The following is a 19,403-nucleotide window of genomic DNA, read 5'->3' on the forward strand; positions in this document are numbered from 1 at the left end:
ATGAGCGGCGACGAGCCCCGCCTGACCCATATAGGCGCCTCCGGTGAGGCGAACATGGTCGATGTCGGCGACAAGGCCGAAACGACGCGCATCGCCACGGCCGAAGGTCACGTGCGGATGGTGCCCGAAACCCTGGCGCTGATCCGTAACGGTAATGCCAAGAAGGGCGATGTCATCGGCACTGCCCGCCTGGCCGGCATCATGGCCGCAAAGCAGACCTCCAGTCTCATTCCGCTCTGCCATCCGCTGATGCTGACCAAGGTCAGCGTCGAGATCGAAGAAGACACCGCCCTGCCCGGCCTGCGGGTGACTGCGACGGCCAAACTCACCGGCAAGACCGGCGTCGAGATGGAAGCGTTGACCGCGGTCTCCGTCGCCTGCCTGACGATCTACGACATGGCGAAGGCAGCCGACAAGGCGATGGAAATCGGCGGCATCCGCCTGCTGGAGAAGTCCGGCGGCAAGTCCGACGACTTCCGTCATCCGGAGGCCGGCCGATGAGCAGCCTGTTGCCGGTCGCCGAAGCCCAGACCCGCCTGCTCGGCAGTGCATCGCCCGTTTCGGAGCATGAGACCGTGGCACTGGCTGAGGCCGATGGCCGCGTCCTGGCAGCCGATCTCGTTGCCCGGCTGACCCAGCCTCCCTTCAATGCTTCCGCCATGGATGGTTACGCGCTGCGACGTGACGATGCGCCGGAGCCCGGCGCAGAGCTTCGCGTCATCGGTACCTCTTCCGCCGGTCACGCCTTCGAGGGCACGGTCGGCAAGGGCGAAGCCGTCCGCATCTTCACCGGCGCACCGGTGCCTGAGGGTGCCGACAGCGTGCTTCTGCAGGAGGATGCCGAAAAGATCGATGGCGGCGTCCGCACCAAATTCCCGGTGCGCCAGGGCCAGCATATCCGCCCGCGCGGCCAGGATTTTCTGGAAGGCGAACCGGTGCTGCTTGCCGGCACGGTGATGGATTTCAGCAGGCTGACGGTCGCTGCCGGGATGAACCAGCCGGACATACCAGTCCTGCGCAAGCCGCGCGTCGCCATTTTGGCCACCGGAGACGAGCTGGTCACTCCCGGAAGCAAACCCGGCCCATCGCAGATCATCGCGTCGAGCACCTTTGGCGTTTCCGCTCTCGTGCGCAATGCCGGCGGTGAGGTGCTCGATCTCGGTATCGTCCCGGATGACAAGGCGGCCATCACCGCCGCGATCCGCAAGGCCGAAGGCGCAGGCGCCGATGTCATCGTCACGCTCGGCGGCGCATCCGTCGGCGACCACGATCTCGTTCAGTCGACCCTGGTTGCCGCAGGCATGACGCTCGATTTCTGGCGGATCGCCATGCGGCCCGGAAAGCCGCTGATGGTCGGCAGCCTCGGCAAGATCCACGTTCTCGGCCTGCCAGGAAACCCTGTCTCGACGCTGGTCTGCGCGCTGCTCTTCCTCGAGCCGCTGGTCCGCAAGCTCGCCTCGCTGCCGCCGGTCAAGCGCGAGATCGTTGCGGAAGCGGCCGTCGAACTGGCAGCAAACGACCAGCGTCAGGATTATGTCCGCGCCACACTCGTAAAATCGCCATCCGGCGCATGGCAGGCAAAGCCGTTCGGCAAGCAGGATTCATCGATGATGAAGATCTTCGCGGCCGCCGATTGCCTGATCGTCCGTCCGCCGCATGCGCCGGCACTTGCCGCTGGCGCGCCCTGCCCTGTCATGCTGCTGCGCCCCGGCCTGCTGCCGTAGCGTCGCTCGCCTTCACGCCGATCCAGAAGCAGCTCTGCGCCAGAATGCTGGCGCCGACGAGAACGCTGGCCGCCGCCAGGCCCGGATCGCCGCCGATGCCTGCCAGCGCCGTGCAGACGGCTCCAACAGCCATCTGCGTTGCGCCATAGAGCCCGGAAGCCGAGCCGGTGACCTTCGGATTGACACTGACGGCAAGGGTCAGTGCATTCGGCGAAGCCACGCCCGCTCCGATCGTATAGACCATGATCGCCCCCATCATCGGCAGCAGCTGGAGTTCGCCGCTCGCTGCCAGCGCCAGGAACGCGAGTGCAGCACCGATGCTGACGAGGTTGGAGATCACCATCAGCCGCTTCATCGCAAAGCGCCCGATCAGCCTTGTGGCGATCATGCTGCCGATCCAGTAGCCGAAGATCAGCAAAGCAAGGCAGATGCCCACCTCGGTTGCCGGCCGGTGCAGCTCGTTCATGACGATGAAGGGTGCAGAGGCCGTAAAGGCATACATCGACGTCGTCGCGCATCCCCCGCCGATCGCGTAGCCGACGAAAGCCGGTGAGCGCAGCAGGCCGAGATAGTCGCGGCTCAGCGACTTGACCGAGGTCTCGGCATTGCGCCGTCCGGTCTCCGGCACCAGCTTCCAGGTCATCAGCATGTTGAGAATGCCGAGCGCACAGAGCGCCACGAAGATCGAGCGCCAGCCAAGCGTTGCCGCAAGCGCCCCGCCCGCGATCGGCGCAAGACCGGGGCCGACCGTTACCATCAGGTTCATGACCGCAAGCCGCTTGGCTGTATCGTCAGCCGTCGAGGTGTCGCGGACAATGGCTCTTGCGATGACGAGGCCAGCGCAGCCGCCGAGCGCCTGAAAAAGCCGCGCGGCGATCAGCGCATGGACGCTCGGCGAAACGAGTGCCGCGAGCCCCGCAAGCGTATAGAGCACCAGCCCGCTCATCAGCACCGGACGGCGGCCGTAGCGGTCCGAGAGTGGGCCATAGACCAGCTGCCCGACGGCAAGGCCGAAAATATAGAGGCTGACCGTCATCTGCATTTCGCCGATGCTGGCCCCGAGATCGGTTGCGGCCGACGGCAGAGCCGGCACGAAGATGTGCATGGCAAGCGTGCCGCTGAAGGTCACGAGCGCCAGCAGCCAGACCGGAACGTTTTTCGGCGGTGTCAGCGGCGCGGCACCGGCCAACCGGCCAGGATGGGAATTCACGATACTTGCTCCTCGCTTGGGCGGGAAAAGGCGGCTGAGATATGTTCGAGCACGCGGAAGGCCGTCTCGACATCTTCGCGCGGCAATTCAGCGAGCGCCTCTTCGCGCACGCTCTGCGCCACACGCTCGACCTCAATGACGGTGCGACGTCCTGCCTCGGTGAGCACGATCGCCTTGGCGCGCCGGTCCTCCCCTTCCTGCCGTTCGACGAGACCCGCTGCCTCCAGATTGTCGATCAGCCGCACGACCGAGGAATTATCGAGCGACAGCGAGGCCGCCAGCGCCTTCTGGTGCATCGGTGTCGCCGACCGGGAGATGCGCAGCAAGGGCAGCCAGGTGGCTTCGGTGAGACCAAACGGCTGCAGCTTCTGATCGGCGGCGCGGCGCCAGAGGCGCCCGGCCTGACCGACAAGCGTGCCGAAGGTGGCGAGAATTCTATCGTGCTCGGGAGGCATGAGGCATATCCGTTGACATCACAATAAGTGACATATCATCTAAATTGGCGCAAGGACGCGCCGACATGAAATATTCTCGTCCTGCGATGGAGAAATGCGCCGCCGCCGGCCTGAAATGCCGCCGCCCTAAAAGGCTCCCGACGTGACATAGAAGACCGCTGCCCAGGCGAGGATCGCCAGTATTCCCAATCCGATAATCAGTAGGCGCATGAAACATTCCCGTGTTTGCGGCACGAACTACGCAGAGTGGAATGTTTCGGATCAGTCGCAGGCAAGTAAAACACGTTGATTCGCGCAAAGGTCGTGTCACGGCGACGTCACGCGACACCAACGGCGTCTTATGGTTACCTGATCGTGAGGCGTCCGACCCGCCTCCGAACCTCCAATTCAATGCCCGTTGCACTTCGGCGGGCGGCCTGATGCAAGTCGGCGGACCTGCGAGGGCAATAGGGCTCGCCTGTGTTTCGCGTGGCGAGCCCATTTTTTTTCTTTCGTCATCCGTGGTCTCAAGGGATTTCAGAGTAAAGCCATGCGTTCGATCAAAGATTCAGACCCCGATCTTGCCGTGTTCCTGAAGCTTCGCATGCAGGAGATCTTCCTGCGGCTGAAGAGCCAGGGATGGAGCGATGCCGATATCGGCGTGGCGCTCGACGAACTCATCGTCCGCTTCGAGCGGAACCGGGAGCCGGAGGATATGCGCCTTCGCCTCGCGATGTAGCCGGCCACGTTTACCGCTCTCGCCTTCCCGGCACCGGAATGATATCACGGCACCCGTTATTTGGACGCGGCGCCGGGTTCCGGCGCGCATAGGCAATGGAGGCGAGTATGGCGGTTGAAAAGGTAGCATTGGTCACGGCAGGCGGCAGCGGCATGGGTGCTGCTGCGGCGAAACGTCTGGCAGCCGACGGCTACAAGGTCGCGATCCTGTCCTCTTCGGGCAAGGGCGAAGAACTCGCCAAGGAACTCGGCGGCTTCGGCGTCACCGGCTCCAATCAGTCGAACGACGACCTGCGCAAGCTGACCGATCGTGCCCTTTCCGAATGGGGCCGCATCGACGTGCTCGTCAATAGCGCCGGTCATGGCCCGCGCGCGCCGATCCTCGAGATCACCGACGAAGACTGGCATCGCGGCATGGACGTCTACCTGATGAACGTCATCCGCCCGACCCGCCTTGTCACGCCGCAGATGCAGAAGCAGAAATCCGGCGTCATCATCAACATTTCCACCGCCTGGGCCTTCGAGCCGAGCGCCATGTTCCCGACCTCGGCGGTGTTCCGCGCCGGTCTGGCATCCTTCACCAAGGTTTTCGCCGAGACCTATGCGGGTGACAATATCCGCATGAACAACGTGCTCCCCGGCTGGATCGACAGCCTGCCAGCCACCGAGGAGCGCCGCGACAGCGTGCCGATGAAGCGCTACGGTACCAGCGAGGAAATCGCCGCCACCATCGCCTTCCTGGCGTCCGATGGCGCCGGTTACATCACTGGCCAGAACCTGCGCGTCGATGGCGGCCTGACCCGCTCCGTCTGACAAATGCTGGCGCCCGTTCGCATTGTGCGGCGGGCGTCACCTCAAGCGAGCGTATAGACGCCGCTTTCCGTTTCCCCTTCACCGAAATCTGCGACGGCGTAACTCGCCAGCAACTTCAGCTTGGCGCGCGGCAGCGGCTTGCGCCCGGGATCGCCGATGAGCACCTCGATGCCGGAATCCCGGCAGCGTCGAAGGAATGCGAGGCTGCGCTTGGCGAGCGTCCGGTTATAGAAGAGATCGCCGGCAAGAATGACATCGGCCGCAGGCGGCGGACCATCGAGCAGATCGGATTGCAGCACCGCCAGCGTCACGCCATTGGCGGCCGCGTTGAGACGCGTTGCCGCGATCGCATAGGCATTCGTGTCGATCGCCGTAACACGCGCCCCACCCATGGCCGCAGCCATTGCGACGATGCCGGAACCGCAGCCGAGATCGATGACGTCGCGGTCAAGGACGCATTCGGGATGAGAAAGTAGATGGCGCGCCAGCGCGCTGCCGCCGGCCCAGTGATAGGCCCAGTAAGGCGGCTCGCCGCCTCCACCGGGGAGACGGCCAAGCCGGCTTGCGGAATGCGCCGCATAAAGCCTGATCTCCGGCACCGATGGTGCCGGACGAAGCTCGAGATTTCTGATGATGAAGGCTTCGGCGTCTTCAGGGGTGACCGGCATCAACGCCTCACACTGGCAATGTGCCGGTTACCACTGTTGTCAGCCCTGCTTCTTCTTGGGGAACTTGCCCTTCGGCGCAAAGCCACCCTTGCCCTCGGGCTTGCCCTTGCCCTCGAATTTCGGCTTGCTTTCAAACTTCGGCTTGTCGCCGAACTTGGGCTTGTCGCCGAATTTCGCCTGGCCCTCGAACTTGCCCTTGCCGGGCTTCTTGCTCCAGGGCTTGTCGCTGCGCTCGGGCGCACCTTCGGCCTGGAAATCCTTCTTGAACTTGGCCTTCGGCCGGTCCTCGCGGAAATCGTCGTCGCGGCGTGCCTCATAGGCCTTCTTGCCCTGCGGCTTGCCGGCGGCCGGCTTGCTGAAATCGGGCGTGCCGGTCAGGCGATTGACGCGGATGCCACGTTCCATCGTCTTGTTCGGACCAAGCGCCTTCAGGAAGGCTTCGGCATTGTCGGCTGCGATCTCCACGAAAGTCTCTTCCGGCTGCATCTTGATCGCGCCGATTTCGCGCTTCGTCAGATTGCCGTTGCGGCAGATCATCGGAATCAGCCAGCGCGGCTCTGCGTTCTGCTTGCGGCCGACCGAAAGCGAGAACCAGACGCTCGGGCCGAAATCGTCGCGGGGACCCTTCTGGCTCGGTTCGCGCGGACCATCGGCATTGTCGCGGCGCTTGCGTGCACCGCCGTCGAGCGACACTTCGGTAATGTCCTCGGGTGCCGACTGGTTGGAGCGGTAGAGCCGCACGAAGGCTGCTGCGAGCTTCTCGGGGCCATAGTTGGCGATCAGCTGGTTGACGAGGATTTCGTCGTCCTGCACGTCTGCATCGCTAAGGATCGGATCGGCCAGCAGCCGCTCGTCGTCGCGGCGCATGACCTCCTCGGCAGACGGCGGGCGCGCCCAGGTCGGCGAAATGCCGGCGCCGTCGAGAATACGCTCGGCCTTGCGGCGGGCATTGAGCGGCACGATCAGCGCGCTGACGCCCTTGCGCCCTGCACGGCCGGTACGGCCACTGCGGTGAAGCAGGGTTTCCGGGTTGGTTGGCAGGTCGGCATGGATGACGAGGTCGAGGCCCGGAAGGTCGATGCCGCGGGCGGCGACGTCGGTCGCGATGCAGACCCGCGCCCGGCCGTCGCGCATCGCCTGCAGCGCATGCGTACGTTCATTCTGGGTGAGTTCGCCGGAGAGTGCGACGACGGAGAAATTGCGGTTGTTGAACCGCGCCGTCAGGTGATTGACGGCCGCGCGCGTCGAGCAGAACACAATGGCGTTCTTCGCATCGTAGTAGCGCAACACGTTGATGATGGCGTTTTCGCGGTCCGAAGGTGCCACGGCCAGCGCGCGATATTCGATATCGACATGCTGCTTTTCTTCCGACTGCGTCGAAATGCGCACCGCGTCGCGCTGGTAGCTCTTGGCGAGCTTGGCGATCGCCGCCGGTACCGTCGCCGAGAACATCAGCGTGCGGCGGTCGTCGGGAGCAGCTTCGAGAATGAATTCGAGATCTTCACGGAAGCCGAGATCAAGCATCTCGTCGGCTTCGTCGAGCACGACGGCCTTCAGCGCCGACATGTCGAGCGCCTTGCGGCGGATATGATCGCAGAGACGGCCAGGCGTGCCGACGACGATATGGGCGCCGCGCTCCAGAGCCCGGCGCTCGCTGCGGATATCCATGCCGCCGACGCAGCTGACGATCAGCGCACCGGTCATTTCATAAAGCCATTCCAGCTCGCGCTTCACCTGCAGGGCAAGTTCGCGGGTCGGCGCGATGACAAGCGCCAGCGGCTCGGCGGCCGGCTCGAAGCGGTCATTGTCTTCAAGCAGCGTCGGAGCGAGCGCCAGGCCGAAGGCAACGGTCTTGCCGGAGCCGGTCTGGGCGGAAACAAGCGCGTCGGAAGCGGCCAGCGCCGGGTCGAGCATCGCCTGCTGAACCGGGGTCAACGTCGTATAGCCGCGCTTCGACAACGCCTTGGCGATCGCCGGAACGACGCCGTTAATCTCTGTCATGTGATCTGTCTTTCGGAATTTTCAGGCGCACCTGCGCCTTGGCCGGGATCAGCCCGGCCGGACGGTTGCGCGTTCCTATCTCTTCGCGCGCAAAAAGTCAAAGTGCGAGATCATGCCGCCTGCTGGCGCCGCAACCAGACCTCGATGCCCCCGGCCCGGCCGCGGATCCGCGTCTCGAACGGTCCCTCCAGCACACCGCCCGCCGGTGGCGTTCCACCGGCAGAAGCTGCGTGAACAAGTGCCGCGCTGAAGGCGATCTCCGAGCCGCGGCTCGCAGCCACTTCCATCAGCCTGCTCGCGACGTTGACGGTATCGCCGGTCGCCGTGATCTGCTGGCGGCTGCCGGTGCCGAGACGTGAGGCAACGACCGGCCCGCAATGCACACCGATCTTGAAGCCGATCTTGCGGCCGTCAGGAATGGCGGGATTGGCCGCGAGCCAGCTGCGGGTGCGCTCGGCAAGCGCCAGCGCGCAGGCAGCCGCCCGCGTCGCGTCATCCGCCTGCGGCTCGGGCAATCCGAACAGGATCATCGCGCCATCGCCCATGAAGCTGGTGATCGCCCCGCCATGTGCACGCGCTTCCTCATCGACGAGCTCGAAGAAGCCGCTCAGGATTTCGCGCACGGCAACCGCGCCAACGGCTTCGCTCATGCCGGTAAAGCCCGAGAGGTCGATGAAGATCACGGCCGCGTTCTGCCGGACGGGTTGAGAGAGGAACGAGGGATCGCGCGCCAGCCATTCGCCAAGACCGGGCGCTTCGATCCGCTGCAACAGCTCGCTCTGCGCCGCAAAATGCCGTGCACGGCTACGATCGGCGAAAAGCTGTACCGCACCGAAGATCAGCGCCGGAGGCAGCGCCGCAGCAATCGGCAGCGCTGCGCTCAGCCAGTATCCCTGCCGGAAGGCTGCGACATTGATCATCGCCCAGGTGACAAACAAGAGCGCAATCAGCACGAAGCCGATCAGGCTGCGGCGCCAGGCCAGCAAACCGATGACCGCCAGCGGCAGCAGCACGGCGATGGTCGCATCGAGCCGCCGGATATTGTGGTCGCGGATGATGCTGTCGCCAGCCACAAGATGAGTGATCGCCGTCGACATCACCTCGACACCCGGTAGAACCGGATCGAACGGCGTCGGGAAGACATCGCCGCCGCCGGTGACCGTCGCGCCGATCACCACCACCTTGTCGGTGATCTCCTGCCCGCTGAGCTTGCCGTCCAGCGCATCGGCGATGCTGACCGTCGGGATCGTGCCTCGCGGGCCGTAGAAGGTCAGCGGCAGGCGCTGGCCTGTATCGGTCGGGATCCGGGTTTCGGTGAAGGAAATGGCGCCCGGCTGGAACGCCGGGTCGTGACCGACGGCCAGGGATGCAGTCCTGAGCGGGAAGGATGCATCGACCCGCCCCTCGCCGCGCGACAGCAGCGGAATGAAACGTGGTACGCCGGTCTGGTCGGTCGCGACGTTGACGATCCATGTCGCCGCCACATCCGCAAAGCGCTTCTGCGGCAGGAGCAGGCTTTGGGCCGCCGGGATCGCCGCCAACGGATCATTGGCCTCGCTGACGACGGTCTGGGCACTCTGCGGAAAGACCGCGGCGCCGGCAATGACCGAGGGTACCAGACGCAGCGCCGTGGTCAGCGCGCTGTCGCCTGCCTCACTGCCGGGATCGACGAACAGCAGATCGAGCGCGATGACCTTCGGCTTCAGCGCCGCGATCTCGGTCACGGCCTGCGCCAGCGTCGCCCGGTCAAGCGGATAGCCGTGCTCGGCGGCGGTCCGGTCGTCGATGGCCGCGATCGTTGCGACCGGCGGCGGCTTTCGTGCCCCGATCAGCGTGCTCTTCAGATCGGTGAGGGTCGCTTCGGGGCGATCGAGAAACGAGGCGCCGCCGGAAAGCTGCAGCGACCCGAGGAACGCTCCCCAGAGTGCCGCGGCAAGCAATGCGGCCGTGACGATAACAGACTGGCGCGGCATCGGTTGCTACTGACCGAGGCGGGCAAGGAGTGCTGCAGCGCGAGGACCCGGCCAGCGGCGCACCTCAAGCGGCGCCGAGCCGCTGCGGACATCGACGCCCTCGCCCGGCCGCAGCACCACGGGATCACCCTGCGGGCGGCGCACGCCGACAGCGCCGCGAACGACGAGCACCGAAGTCTGCCCACCGCCGACATCGACCGCCCATTGCGTGCCGCGCACGGCGGCGATCGCCTGCGGTGTCACCACCTGGAAACCACCGCTATGCCGGCTGCTGTCGACATCGACGAGAATGGCCTTGCGGCGGAGTGATGCGCTGTCAGGGCTGCCGTCGCCATTGCGGTCGTGGAGCGTGAAGCTGGCACCGGCCTCTGCCGTCACGGTAACGCCGCCCGGGCAGCGCAGGATGCGGCGGCCGCCATCACCATTCTGCAGCGCGCAGCCACTGGTCTGCGCCATCACCGCCCCGGGCAGAGCAAGCAGGATGCACGCCGCGGCGGAACCGCGAAGGATTGCTGAAACCACGCCCATGATCCGTCCCCACATCGCTGAGACCTGCCGCCGCTGCGCCATACAGAGGCGTCGTGCGGCCAGTCCGTTTCCCGGTTCGCTATCATAAAACAAAAGCTTGATCCCGTATGCAGAAAAGCGGCCGCCCTGGCAAGCGTCAGCCGATGACGGCAAGCGGCGGGCCACAATAACGCGCCCGGGGGCGGATGAGATGGCCGCCCTCGACCTGCTCCATCGCATGCGCAAGCCAGCCGCAGGTGCGCGCCAGCGCAAAGATCACCATCGGCGCATCCTGCGGCAGACCGAAGCTCGCCGCCATTGCCGTCAGCGCGAAGTCGACATTGGCCTGCTCGCCGGTCATCGCCTCACCGGCCTGGCGCAATTCCCGGAACACCGGCGGCAGTTCGAAATGCGCAAAGAGCTCGGAAGCCCTGATGTCACCGTCCGGGTACAGCGGATGCCCGAAGGCAGGAAGCGGATGCCCCTGAGACAAGGTTCGGCGCACGGCCGCCTCGGCGCCGATGGTCTCTGCCAGCGCCGCAAGCCCGGCGACACCCTGCCAGGCGCCGCCATGCAGCGGACCCGTCAGTGCCGAAAGACCTGAGAGAACAGCTGCTGACAGCGCGGCACCCGATGAGGCCGCGACACGGGCGGCAAAGGTGGAAGCGTTCAACTCGTGATCGGCAAGCAGCACCATGGCGCGCCGCAGGCAATCTGCGGCCTCCGGATTGCCCCAGGCGTCGGCAAGTTTCTCGTGGGTGAAATCGCCCCTGCCTGGCGCGAGCGCGGCGCTGATCGTTGCGAAGACCGAGATCGCCTCATTGCGCAGCACCATCCGCGACCGGCCAAGGCTCGGCAGATCGCGCGTCACCCGTGCGGCAAGCCCGCCGAATGCATCGCCGATCGAGGGCGTCCCGGCAATGGCAGCTGTCGCCGGGAGCGTCACGCCCGGCATGTCCCAAAGAAGTGCCGCGGCCGTTTCCAGTGTCGCCGACGCTGAAAGTGCCGCGGCATCGCGGCCGCGATAGTAGAGCCTGCCGTCGGCAATAGTCGAGACCGCCGAGGGCAGAACCGGGTCGCCCCACTGGATCGCCTCGGCTGCCACCGCCTCGCTCTTGCGCCGGCCGGCATGCCGCTCGGCAAGCCGGGTAACATCGGCGGTATGATAGAGGCTGCGGCGCGGATCGACGGGATCCGGCTTGGCGCGGATGCGGCCACGGCTGACATTGGCGTAAAGCGTCTGCGGCTTGGTGCCGAGACGCGCCAGCGCCTCATCGGCGGAGAGCCAGGACATGGAGGCCTCACATTGATCAATTGCGTCAAGATTGACGTCAACTAATCTAGGCTCGATCTTTACTCCGGTAAAGGAGAAACACCGATGAAGAATGGTCTTGAAGACGTCATTGCCGCCGAAACCCAGCTGTCGGATGTCGATGGCGAAGCCGGCCGGCTGATCATCCGCGGCGTATCGCTGGATGACCTCGTGGCGAACAGCACCTATGAGAGCACGGCGACGCTGCTGCTCGATGGCATGATGCCGGAGGCGCTCACCGAAGAAGAGCTGCGTCCGCGCCTTGGTCTGGCCCGCAGTGAGGTTTTCGCGCATGTCGCCACCGCTGACAGCCAGATTCTCGCCCTGCCGCCTGTTGACGCCGTGAGAGCCCTCCTCGCCCGCCTGCAGGATGGCGATGGCGTCGATACCGCCGTCCGCCTGATGGCCGCCCCCGCCGTCTTCCTGCCTGCCGTATTGCGGCTCCAGCAGGGAAATCGTCCGATCGAGCCTGACGCCACCCTGTCGCAGTCGGCAGACATCCTGAAGATGCTGACGGGACGCCAGCCGAGCCGCGAGCAGACAGCGGCTCTCGACGCCTATCTCGTGACGATTTCCGATCACGGCCTGAATGCCTCGACCTTCGCAGCCCGCGTCATCGCCTCCACCCAGGCCGGACTGACGTCATCAGTGCTGGCCGCAGTCAGCGCCCTCAAGGGCCCGCTGCATGGCGGCGCGCCCGGCCCGGTACTCGACATGCTGGATGCGATCGGTACGCCCGCCAAGGCTGAGACATGGCTTGGCGACGCGCTCGATCGCGGCGAGCGCCTGATGGGCTTCGGCCACCGCATCTACCGCGTCCGCGATCCGCGCGCCGACGCCTTGAAGGGCGCCCTGAAGCCGCTGACGGCGACCGGTCAGGTGGATGCCGACCGTGTGGCGCTTGCCGAGGCCGTCGAGGCTGCGGCGATCTCGATCCTGAAGGAGCGCAAGCCCGACCGGCCGCTCGACGTGAATGTCGAGTTCTACACGGCGCTGCTGTTGGAAACGCTGGGCTTCCCGCGCGAAGCCTTCACCGGCGTTTTCGCCATCGGCCGCACCGTCGGCTGGATCGCCCATGCCCGCGAACAGGCGCTGCGCGGCCGGCTGATCCGCCCGCGCTCGGTCTATGTCGGCCCACTGCCGAAAGCTGCCTGACGCATAAGCCCGGCGCTCCGGCGCTGGGCCTTTTCTCAATCTCCGGAATCGACCCCGAGAAAGCCGCCGGACTGGCGCGACCAGAGCCGATGATAGATGCCGCCTCGCGCCAGCAGTTCCTGGTGACGGCCCTCCTCGGCAATCCTGCCCCTATCGAGGACGACGATCCGGTCCATGCGGGCGATCGTCGATAGCCGGTGCGCGATGGCGATCACCGTCTTGCCGTCCATGAAGTCGTAGAGCGTGTCCTGGATTGCCGCCTCGACCTCGGAATCGAGCGCCGAAGTCGCTTCGTCCAGTATAAGGATCGGAGCATTCTTCAGAATGGCGCGGGCGAGCGCGATGCGCTGGCGCTGGCCGCCCGAAAGTTTCACCCCACGCTCGCCGACATGGGCATCATAGCCGCTGCGGCCCTGCTGATCGCGCAGGCCGGGAATGAAACCGTCGGCATGCGCCTTTGCTGCCGCCGCCTCGATCATTGCCTGCGGCAGGTCCTCGCGTCCGTAAGCGATGTTGTCGCGCACCGAACGGTGCAGCAGCGCCGCATTCTGCGCCACCATGCTGAAGCACCCGCGCAGGCTCTCCTGTGTCACCGAGCGGATATCCTGGCCATCGACGGTGATCAGCCCGCTCTCGGCCTCGAAGAAGCGCAGTGCCAGATTGACGAGCGTCGATTTTCCCGCACCCGAGCGGCCGACAAGCCCAACCTTCTCTCTGGCGGCGACATGCAGGCTGACGTGGTCGAGACCGCCCTGCCCCTTGCCATAGTGATGGCTGACGGTTTCGAAGCGCAGCGTCCCTCCGTCCAGCCGCAATTCCTTTGCATCAGGTGCGTCCGGAATATCGACAGGCTGGGCGATGGTGCTGAGCTGGTCGCGCGCCGCACCCATGTGGTTGAACAACGAAGCAACAGCATCCAGCAGCCATTCGGCCATGGCCGTGATACGGAAGCCGAGAGCAATGGCCGCCGCGACCATCCCGAGCGGCGCGCTTCCTGCCTGCCACAGCAGGATCGAATAGCCGATCAGGCTGACCATCAGGAGGCTGCTCAGAAACACCATGCTGCTGTTGACGGTGACCTCGAGCACCTGCGACCGGATGAAGGCACGCCGGGTCGTATCGAGATGACGCCTGCTGTCCCGATCCTCGTCCTGATCTCGCGAAAAGTGCTTGATCGTGTCGATATTAGAGAACGTGTCGACCAGCATGCCCGACAGCGCCGAATCGGCCTCCTGGAAGCGCTGCGACGCCTCCCTGACGCGTGGGATGACATAGGCCATCAGCGCGAAGTAGAGCGCGACCCAGATGAGCATCGGGATGACTAGCCTGATATCGACCGACGCCATCAGCAGTAAGGAGCCGGCGATATAGATCGCGACATAGGTGATGGTGTGAATGACGGAGTAGGCCACGCCCGTGGCGCTATTCCCTAGTTCCTGAACGCGCCAGGCGATGCGCCCGGAGAAATCGTTCTGGGACCATCCGACCGACTGGCGTTTGACATGCCGGAGCGCATGCCAGCGGATCATCGCCACCGCGTTCGGCCGGAAGACGATATCGTCGAGCCCCTCGTTGAGCACTGCCGTGCCCGGGCGGACCACGAGCAGCAGAAAGGCGGCGAACATCAGTTCGCTGCCATGGCGCTCCCAGAGTTCGTCTGGGCGGATGGCCGCTAACGTATCGACCAGACGGCCGGAATAGCCGATCAGCCAGACTTCGAGGACGGCGCCAATTGCGGTCAGCGCCAGGCTTGCGGCAACGGTGCCGCGGAGCGGCTTCAGTGTGGAAAAGATGAACGGCCAGACGCGGCGGGGCGGCGTTTCATCGGCATGCGATTGGAAAGGATCGGTCAGCTCTTCGAAGCGACGAAACATGAAGGCCCTCCATGGGGCAGGATGATGTCATTTGATGATGGACCGAACAGGCAGCCCAAACGGCAACGCTGTTCAGCGGTTGTTTCCGGTGCCGTTGGTTTTCATCAAACGATCTCCCCATGGGTCGCTTCATGCCGGGAAAGCCCGGCGGATACTCAAGTTTCTACCATCTCCGGCTGCGCCTGTGAACCCCTATACGCCCGCAGGCGGGAATCCTCCCGTCAGCCGCCGAGATAGTTGGCGAGCTGCTGCAGCGTTTCCCGGCAGCCCATCTCGTTGTCTTCGAGACGGATACCCGGTGGAATGTTCTCCGTCACCATCGTCACTTCCGTGCCATCACTGACGGCGAGTAAGTGCGTGCTGACGATCATCTCACCAGAAAAATCGGCATCGGCACTGTCGAAGGTCGTCGCCCACACGACGAGCGTATCCGGAATGAGCTTGGCGAACCGACCGGAGAAACGGTCCGTCTTCTCCGACGTCTTGCCGGTCATCTCGCTCTCATCGTCGGCATAGATCAGCGACATGCTGAACGCCCCGCCTTCCCGTCCCTCGAAGGCATGGACGACGCCACGCATGTCACCGGGAGGCAACCAGGCCGCGACGGCATCAGCGTCGAGAAACGCCGCATAGATCGCGGCCGGCGGAGCTTTGATGACGCGGGAGACGGTGGTGGTGCGGGGAGAACTCATGCCGCCCAAGATAGTGGCGGCCACCCTATTTTAAAGGCCGCCTCGAATGAACGAGGCGGCCTTTGCAAAATCAGACCAGGCGGCTCTGCTCGGTTGCCGCCTCGATGAAGCTGGCGAAGAGCGGATGCGGGTCGAGCGGGCGGGACTTCAGTTCCGGGTGGTACTGAACGCCGATGAACCAGGGATGGTCAGGATATTCGATCGTCTCGGGCAGCACGCCATCAGGCGACATGCCGGAGAAGACGAGGCCGCAGTTCTCCAGCCGGTCCTTGTAGTCGATATTGACTTCGTAGCGGTGGCGGTGGCGCTCGGAAATATCGGTCGAGCCGTAGATATCAGCGATCTTGGTGCCCTTTTTCAGGGCCGCCTTGTAGGCGCCGAGACGCATCGTGCCGCCGAGGTCGCCCGAAGCGTTGCGCTTCTGCAGCTCATTGCCCTTGACCCATTCGGTCATCAGGCCGACGACCGGTTCCTTGGCAGGGCCGAATTCGGTCGAGGACGCATCTTCGACGCCGGCAAGGCTGCGGGCCGCTTCGATGACGGCCATCTGCATGCCGAAGCAGATGCCGAAATACGGCACCTTGCGCTCGCGGGCAAAGCGCGCCGCCAGGATCTTGCCCTCGGAGCCGCGTTCGCCGAAGCCGCCGGGAACGAGAATGCCGTGGACCTTCTCGAGATACGGCGCCGGATCTTCCTTTTCGAAGACTTCGGATTCGATCCACTCGAGCTTGACCTTGACGCGGTTGGCGATGCCGCCGTGATGCAGTGCCTCGATCAGCGACTTGTAGGCGTCCTTGAGACCCGTGTACTTGCCGACGATCGCGATCGTCACCTCGCCCTCAGGCGTGCGGATACGGTTGCAGACTTCTTCCCACTGGTCGAGACGCGGCTTCGGAGCCGGTTCGATGCCGAAGGCGGCGAGCACTTCGTTGTCGAGACCTTCCTTGTGGTAGGCCATCGGCACGTCGTAGATATTGGCGACGTCGAGCGCCTGGATAACGGCCGACGGGCGGACGTTGCAGAACAGCGAGAGCTTGCGGCGTTCCGCTTCCGGGATTTCCCGGTCGGCGCGAACAAGCAGGATATCGGGGTGAATGCCGAGCGCCTGCAGTTCCTTGACGGAATGCTGCGTCGGCTTGGTCTTCAGTTCGCCCGCTGCCGGAATATACGGCATCAGCGTCAGATGCAGGTAGATCGCCGTGCCGCGCGGCAGGTCGTTGCCGAGCTGGCGGATCGCTTCCATGAACGGCATCGCCTCGATGTCGCCGACCGTGCCGCCGATTTCGCAGATGACGAAGTCGTAGTCGTTATTGCCTTCGATGACGAAATCCTTGATCTCGTTGGTGACGTGCGGAATGACCTGGACGGTGGCGCCGAGATAGTCGCCGCGGCGTTCCTTGTCGATGATGTTCTTGTAGATGCGGCCGGTGGTGATGTTGTCGGTCTTGGTCGCCGAACGCCCGGTGAAGCGCTCGTAGTGGCCGAGATCGAGATCGGTTTCCGCGCCGTCGTCAGTGACGAAGACTTCGCCGTGCTGGGTCGGGCTCATAGTGCCCGGGTCCACGTTCAGATAGGGGTCGAGCTTGCGAAGCCGCACCCGATAACCACGGGCCTGCAGCAACGCTCCGAGAGCCGCGGCCGCAATTCCTTTACCGAGAGAGGAAACCACGCCGCCAGTGATGAATACGTATCGCGCCATGGGAGTCACCGGATACCTTCTCAAAAACGATTCCACCAGCCCAAAAATTCTTTTCCAGAACTTTTGGTGCCAGCGTGAAATCTGAACAAAAGAAAACCGGCAGACCCTTGGGCCTGCCGGCGGTTTATTTCGCTGACCGGTTTATTGTCCGGTCGGTACGCCACCCGGCTGGGCCGGAGCGGCAGGAGTAGCGGGCGTTGCCGGGGCCGGCGTTGCGGCCGGAGCGTCTGCGGCCGGAGCCGATGCAGCCGGTGCCTGAGCGGCCGGTGCAGGTGCTGCAGGAGCCGGAGCAGCTGCGCCGCTGTTCGGAACGCCGTTATTGGCCGGCTGATTTGCCGGAGGCTTTGCGCCGCCGCCCAGCGAATCGAGAATGCCGTTGCCCTGACCGCTCGTTGCCGGAATACGGTTCAGAATGTCGGTCGGGTTGCCCTGGTAGCGCGTCAGAATGCCGAGGCCGAGCGACGTCAGGAAGAACAGGGTCGCCAGGATCGCCGTCGTGCGGGTCAGGGCATTGGCCGTGCCGCGCGCCGACATGAAGCCGGAACCGCCGCCGATGCCGAGGCCGCCGCCTTCCGAACGCTGGATGAGCACCACGCCGACAAGCGCCAGCACGATCATGAGGTGGATGACAATCAATACGGTCTGCATGGGTCCAGTCCTGCCCGCAAACGGCGGGCATCGAATAAAAATCTGGCGCTCTTTACATGAGGCGTTCGCCTATTCCAAGCCCTTAGCTCAGATTTAGGCAGTGAGTTCCTTGTATGCGCCGTAGATGGCGAGGAAGTCGGCCGCTTTCAAGCTCGCGCCGCCGATCAATGCGCCGTCAACATTGGCAACGCCCATCAGCTCCTTCGCGTTCGAAGGCTTGACAGAGCCGCCATAGAGAATGCGGACCTTCTTGCCTTCGGCTCCGAAGCGGGCCGTCAGCTCGGCGCGCATGAAGGCATGCGCCTTCTCGACGTCATCGGCCGTTGGCGTCAGGCCGGTGCCGATCGCCCAGACCGGCTCGTAGGCGATCACGGTGTTTTCCGCCGTCGCCCCTTCGGGAACGGAAGCCGAAAGCTGGCGCTTGATGATGTCGAGCGTCTGCCCGGCCTTGCGCTCGTCTGCCGTCTCGCCGATGCAGATGATCGCTGTCAGATCGGCCGCAAAGGCGGCTTCAGCCTTGGCGCGCACCAGATGGTCGGTCTCGGCATGGTCGGTGCGGCGCTCGGAATGGCCGACGATGACGTAGGTGCCGAAGCAATCGGCAATCATCTCGGCGGAAATATCGCCTGTATGGGCGCCCGACGGCTTCTGGTGGCAATCCTGCGCGCCGATCGCCAGCGGGCTGTCGGTGCAGAGCGCCGTCGCCACGTAGAGCAGCGTCGCCGGCGGGCAGATCAGCGCTTCGACCTTCGACGAGAGCGGGCCTTTGACACCTTCTGCGATCGCCTTGATCTGATCGAGGGAGTCGCGGGTACCGTTCATTTTCCAGTTCCCCGCCACGAGCGGACGCACGTCAGGTGTCATGCCAAGCCTTCCACATTTTTCCGGTATGCTGCGGCCTTAGCAAAAGCAGCAGCGAATGAAAAGCTTTCCGCCCCTTACGTAAGGGAAAAAGACGGTTTCGCGTGCAGAATGCTTAAAATCGGCTCGCCGATTTGCCTAAGAAGCCAGAATCCAGTTCAGCACCTTGCGCCAGTCGATCATCCGGATCGGCGTTCCGTGGTTGCCGGTATCGAACAGCGTGAAGCGCGTCGGGTACTTGGACTTGTAGAGCGCCTCGAACAGTCCCTGCTGGTCGGTCGCTGCATAGACCGGGTCGCGGCTGCCATGGGCGAAATACATCGGCAGCTTGGCTTTGTAGAACGCGCTCTTGGTGAAATCGGGATCGGTCACGCCGCTCATGATCAGCATGCCCTTCAGCCGCTTGACGCTCGCCGCATCGCGGGTGACGCCCCAGCAGATCTGGCTGCCCATCGAGGCGCAGGAGAGGATGACCGGCCGCCCGCCCGATTTCTCGCTGGCATAGCGGATCAGTTCGACGATGTTGGCAACGCCGTCGCTGTCGAAAGTCCTGACCGTCGGCGAATAGTAGGTGCCGCCATTTCCGGCGACGAGGTTCTTCACCCGGTTGAAGTTGCCGCCGAAGGTGAAGTCGTTGGCGCCGAGCCTGCGCGTGCCGTCGCGACCGTGAATGAAGATCACGGTGAAGGCTGCATTGTCAGTCGGTCCCACCCTGGTGACATCCAGCCTGTGGCCGTTGAGCGACAAGGTTTCGTCCTGCTGCAGCTTGCGGATGCCGAGCGACACATATTTCTGCTGGACCCGCTGCTCCGGGACCTGGTCGCGGCCGTTGATATCGCGCATTTCGTCGTAATTGATGGTTTCGAAGGCGCCGTTATCTGACGTCTGCATCACAGTCTGCGCCGAAAACAGCTCGTCCTTGTAGGGCGGCAGCGCGTCCGCCGAAGCACTGCTTATGGTGCCGGACAGCAAAAAGGCCGCAATTGCGGTGATAATCATGCAATGACTTGTGGACATTTTCATGCGAGCGGTTTCCTCAGAGATAAGTCCGCTTGCCATTCCGCGCCCGGCAACGCAAACCAATTCTAGAGAAT

General features: G+C 64.3%; 18 protein-coding genes. 5 read left to right on the forward strand and 13 right to left on the reverse strand.

The genetic code is table 11. The annotated features are described in order from the left end of the window. Together moaC and glp are read left to right on the forward strand one after the other, a co-directional pair. Nucleotides 1–501 carry a cyclic pyranopterin monophosphate synthase MoaC gene (moaC, locus tag ACEN84_RS18705; RefSeq protein ID WP_413709505.1) on the forward strand — a complete coding sequence of 167 codons (501 nt, stop codon included), beginning with the start codon at nucleotides 1–3 and terminating at the stop codon, nucleotides 499–501. After that, nucleotides 498–1,724: a gephyrin-like molybdotransferase Glp gene (gene glp / locus ACEN84_RS18710; protein WP_413709506.1), complete on the forward strand. Its 1,227-nt coding sequence runs from the start codon at nucleotides 498–500 to the stop codon at nucleotides 1,722–1,724. The genes moaC and glp overlap by 4 nt, the downstream gene beginning before the upstream one ends. Here glp and ACEN84_RS18715 read toward each other — a convergent pair. Both ACEN84_RS18715 and ACEN84_RS18720 read right to left on the reverse strand, forming a co-directional pair. Continuing rightward, nucleotides 1,693–2,934 (reverse strand): multidrug effflux MFS transporter, encoded by a 1,242-nt coding sequence (locus tag ACEN84_RS18715; RefSeq protein WP_413709507.1) that lies wholly within the window; start codon nucleotides 2,932–2,934, stop codon nucleotides 1,693–1,695. The two genes, glp and ACEN84_RS18715, sit on opposite strands and share 32 nt — an antisense overlap. Continuing rightward, entirely contained in the window at nucleotides 2,931–3,389 is a 459-nt protein-coding gene (locus tag ACEN84_RS18720; RefSeq protein WP_413709508.1) for a MarR family winged helix-turn-helix transcriptional regulator, read from the reverse strand. Before ACEN84_RS18720 ends, ACEN84_RS18715 begins: the two co-directional genes overlap by 4 nt. 529 nt (nucleotides 3,390–3,918) lie before the next feature. On the opposite strand from ACEN84_RS18720, the gene ACEN84_RS18725 reads away from it, so the two are divergent. Both ACEN84_RS18725 and ACEN84_RS18730 read left to right on the forward strand, forming a co-directional pair. Continuing rightward, a complete protein-coding gene (locus ACEN84_RS18725) occupies nucleotides 3,919–4,107 on the forward strand; it encodes a hypothetical protein (protein ID WP_112716245.1) in 189 nt (62 codons plus the stop codon). Nucleotides 4,108–4,214: 107 nt separating this feature from the next. Then, entirely contained in the window at nucleotides 4,215–4,919 is a 705-nt protein-coding gene (locus ACEN84_RS18730) for an SDR family oxidoreductase (protein WP_130278308.1), read from the forward strand. A gap of 41 nt (nucleotides 4,920–4,960) precedes the next feature. Here the strand turns inward: ACEN84_RS18730 and ACEN84_RS18735 are convergent, their stop codons facing one another. The 5 genes from ACEN84_RS18735 to ACEN84_RS18755 form a co-directional block, all read right to left on the reverse strand. Next, nucleotides 4,961–5,587, reverse strand: coding sequence for a class I SAM-dependent methyltransferase (locus ACEN84_RS18735; protein ID WP_413709509.1), 627 nt, complete (start codon nucleotides 5,585–5,587; stop codon nucleotides 4,961–4,963). Between the two features lie 39 nt (nucleotides 5,588–5,626). Further along, nucleotides 5,627–7,588: a DEAD/DEAH box helicase gene (locus ACEN84_RS18740; protein ID WP_413709510.1), complete on the reverse strand. Its 1,962-nt coding sequence runs from the start codon at nucleotides 7,586–7,588 to the stop codon at nucleotides 5,627–5,629. Nucleotides 7,589–7,698: 110 nt separating this feature from the next. Continuing rightward, the gene (locus ACEN84_RS18745; RefSeq protein WP_413709511.1) at nucleotides 7,699–9,561 is read right to left on the reverse strand and encodes a CHASE2 domain-containing protein; all 1,863 of its coding nucleotides are present in this window, start codon (nucleotides 9,559–9,561) and stop codon (nucleotides 7,699–7,701) included. A gap of 6 nt (nucleotides 9,562–9,567) precedes the next feature. Next, a complete protein-coding gene (locus ACEN84_RS18750; RefSeq protein ID WP_413709512.1) occupies nucleotides 9,568–10,089 on the reverse strand; it encodes a FecR domain-containing protein in 522 nt (173 codons plus the stop codon). A 136-nt stretch (nucleotides 10,090–10,225) separates the two neighbouring features. Further along, nucleotides 10,226–11,362 (reverse strand): citrate/2-methylcitrate synthase, encoded by a 1,137-nt coding sequence (locus ACEN84_RS18755; RefSeq protein ID WP_413709513.1) that lies wholly within the window; start codon nucleotides 11,360–11,362, stop codon nucleotides 10,226–10,228. Nucleotides 11,363–11,446: 84 nt separating this feature from the next. Here ACEN84_RS18755 and ACEN84_RS18760 point away from each other — a divergent pair, with 84 nt between their 5' ends. Beyond that, entirely contained in the window at nucleotides 11,447–12,535 is a 1,089-nt protein-coding gene (locus ACEN84_RS18760) for a citrate synthase/methylcitrate synthase (RefSeq protein ID WP_413709514.1), read from the forward strand. A gap of 35 nt (nucleotides 12,536–12,570) precedes the next feature. Here the strand turns inward: ACEN84_RS18760 and ACEN84_RS18765 are convergent, their stop codons facing one another. From ACEN84_RS18765 to ACEN84_RS18790, 6 genes are all read right to left on the reverse strand, one after another. Next, nucleotides 12,571–14,409 carry an ABC transporter ATP-binding protein gene (locus ACEN84_RS18765; RefSeq protein ID WP_413709515.1) on the reverse strand — a complete coding sequence of 613 codons (1,839 nt, stop codon included), beginning with the start codon at nucleotides 14,407–14,409 and terminating at the stop codon, nucleotides 12,571–12,573. Nucleotides 14,410–14,630: 221 nt separating this feature from the next. Next, nucleotides 14,631–15,101: an SRPBCC family protein gene (locus tag ACEN84_RS18770; RefSeq protein WP_413709516.1), complete on the reverse strand. Its 471-nt coding sequence runs from the start codon at nucleotides 15,099–15,101 to the stop codon at nucleotides 14,631–14,633. A gap of 70 nt (nucleotides 15,102–15,171) precedes the next feature. After that, complete coding sequence (locus ACEN84_RS18775; RefSeq protein ID WP_413709517.1) at nucleotides 15,172–16,800, reverse strand: CTP synthase; 1,629 nt, start codon at nucleotides 16,798–16,800, stop codon at nucleotides 15,172–15,174. A 141-nt stretch (nucleotides 16,801–16,941) separates the two neighbouring features. After that, a complete protein-coding gene (secG, locus tag ACEN84_RS18780; RefSeq protein ID WP_413709518.1) occupies nucleotides 16,942–17,448 on the reverse strand; it encodes a preprotein translocase subunit SecG in 507 nt (168 codons plus the stop codon). Nucleotides 17,449–17,541: 93 nt separating this feature from the next. After that, nucleotides 17,542–18,312 carry a triose-phosphate isomerase gene (gene tpiA, locus ACEN84_RS18785; protein WP_413709519.1) on the reverse strand — a complete coding sequence of 257 codons (771 nt, stop codon included), beginning with the start codon at nucleotides 18,310–18,312 and terminating at the stop codon, nucleotides 17,542–17,544. A gap of 135 nt (nucleotides 18,313–18,447) precedes the next feature. Further along, the gene (locus ACEN84_RS18790) at nucleotides 18,448–19,332 is read right to left on the reverse strand and encodes an alpha/beta hydrolase (protein ID WP_413709520.1); all 885 of its coding nucleotides are present in this window, start codon (nucleotides 19,330–19,332) and stop codon (nucleotides 18,448–18,450) included. Nucleotides 19,333–19,403: the final 71 nt, after the last annotated feature.

Source organism: Rhizobium sp. Rhizsp82 (assembly GCF_047325115.1).
Taxonomy (GTDB): Bacteria; Pseudomonadota; Alphaproteobacteria; order Rhizobiales; family Rhizobiaceae; genus Rhizobium.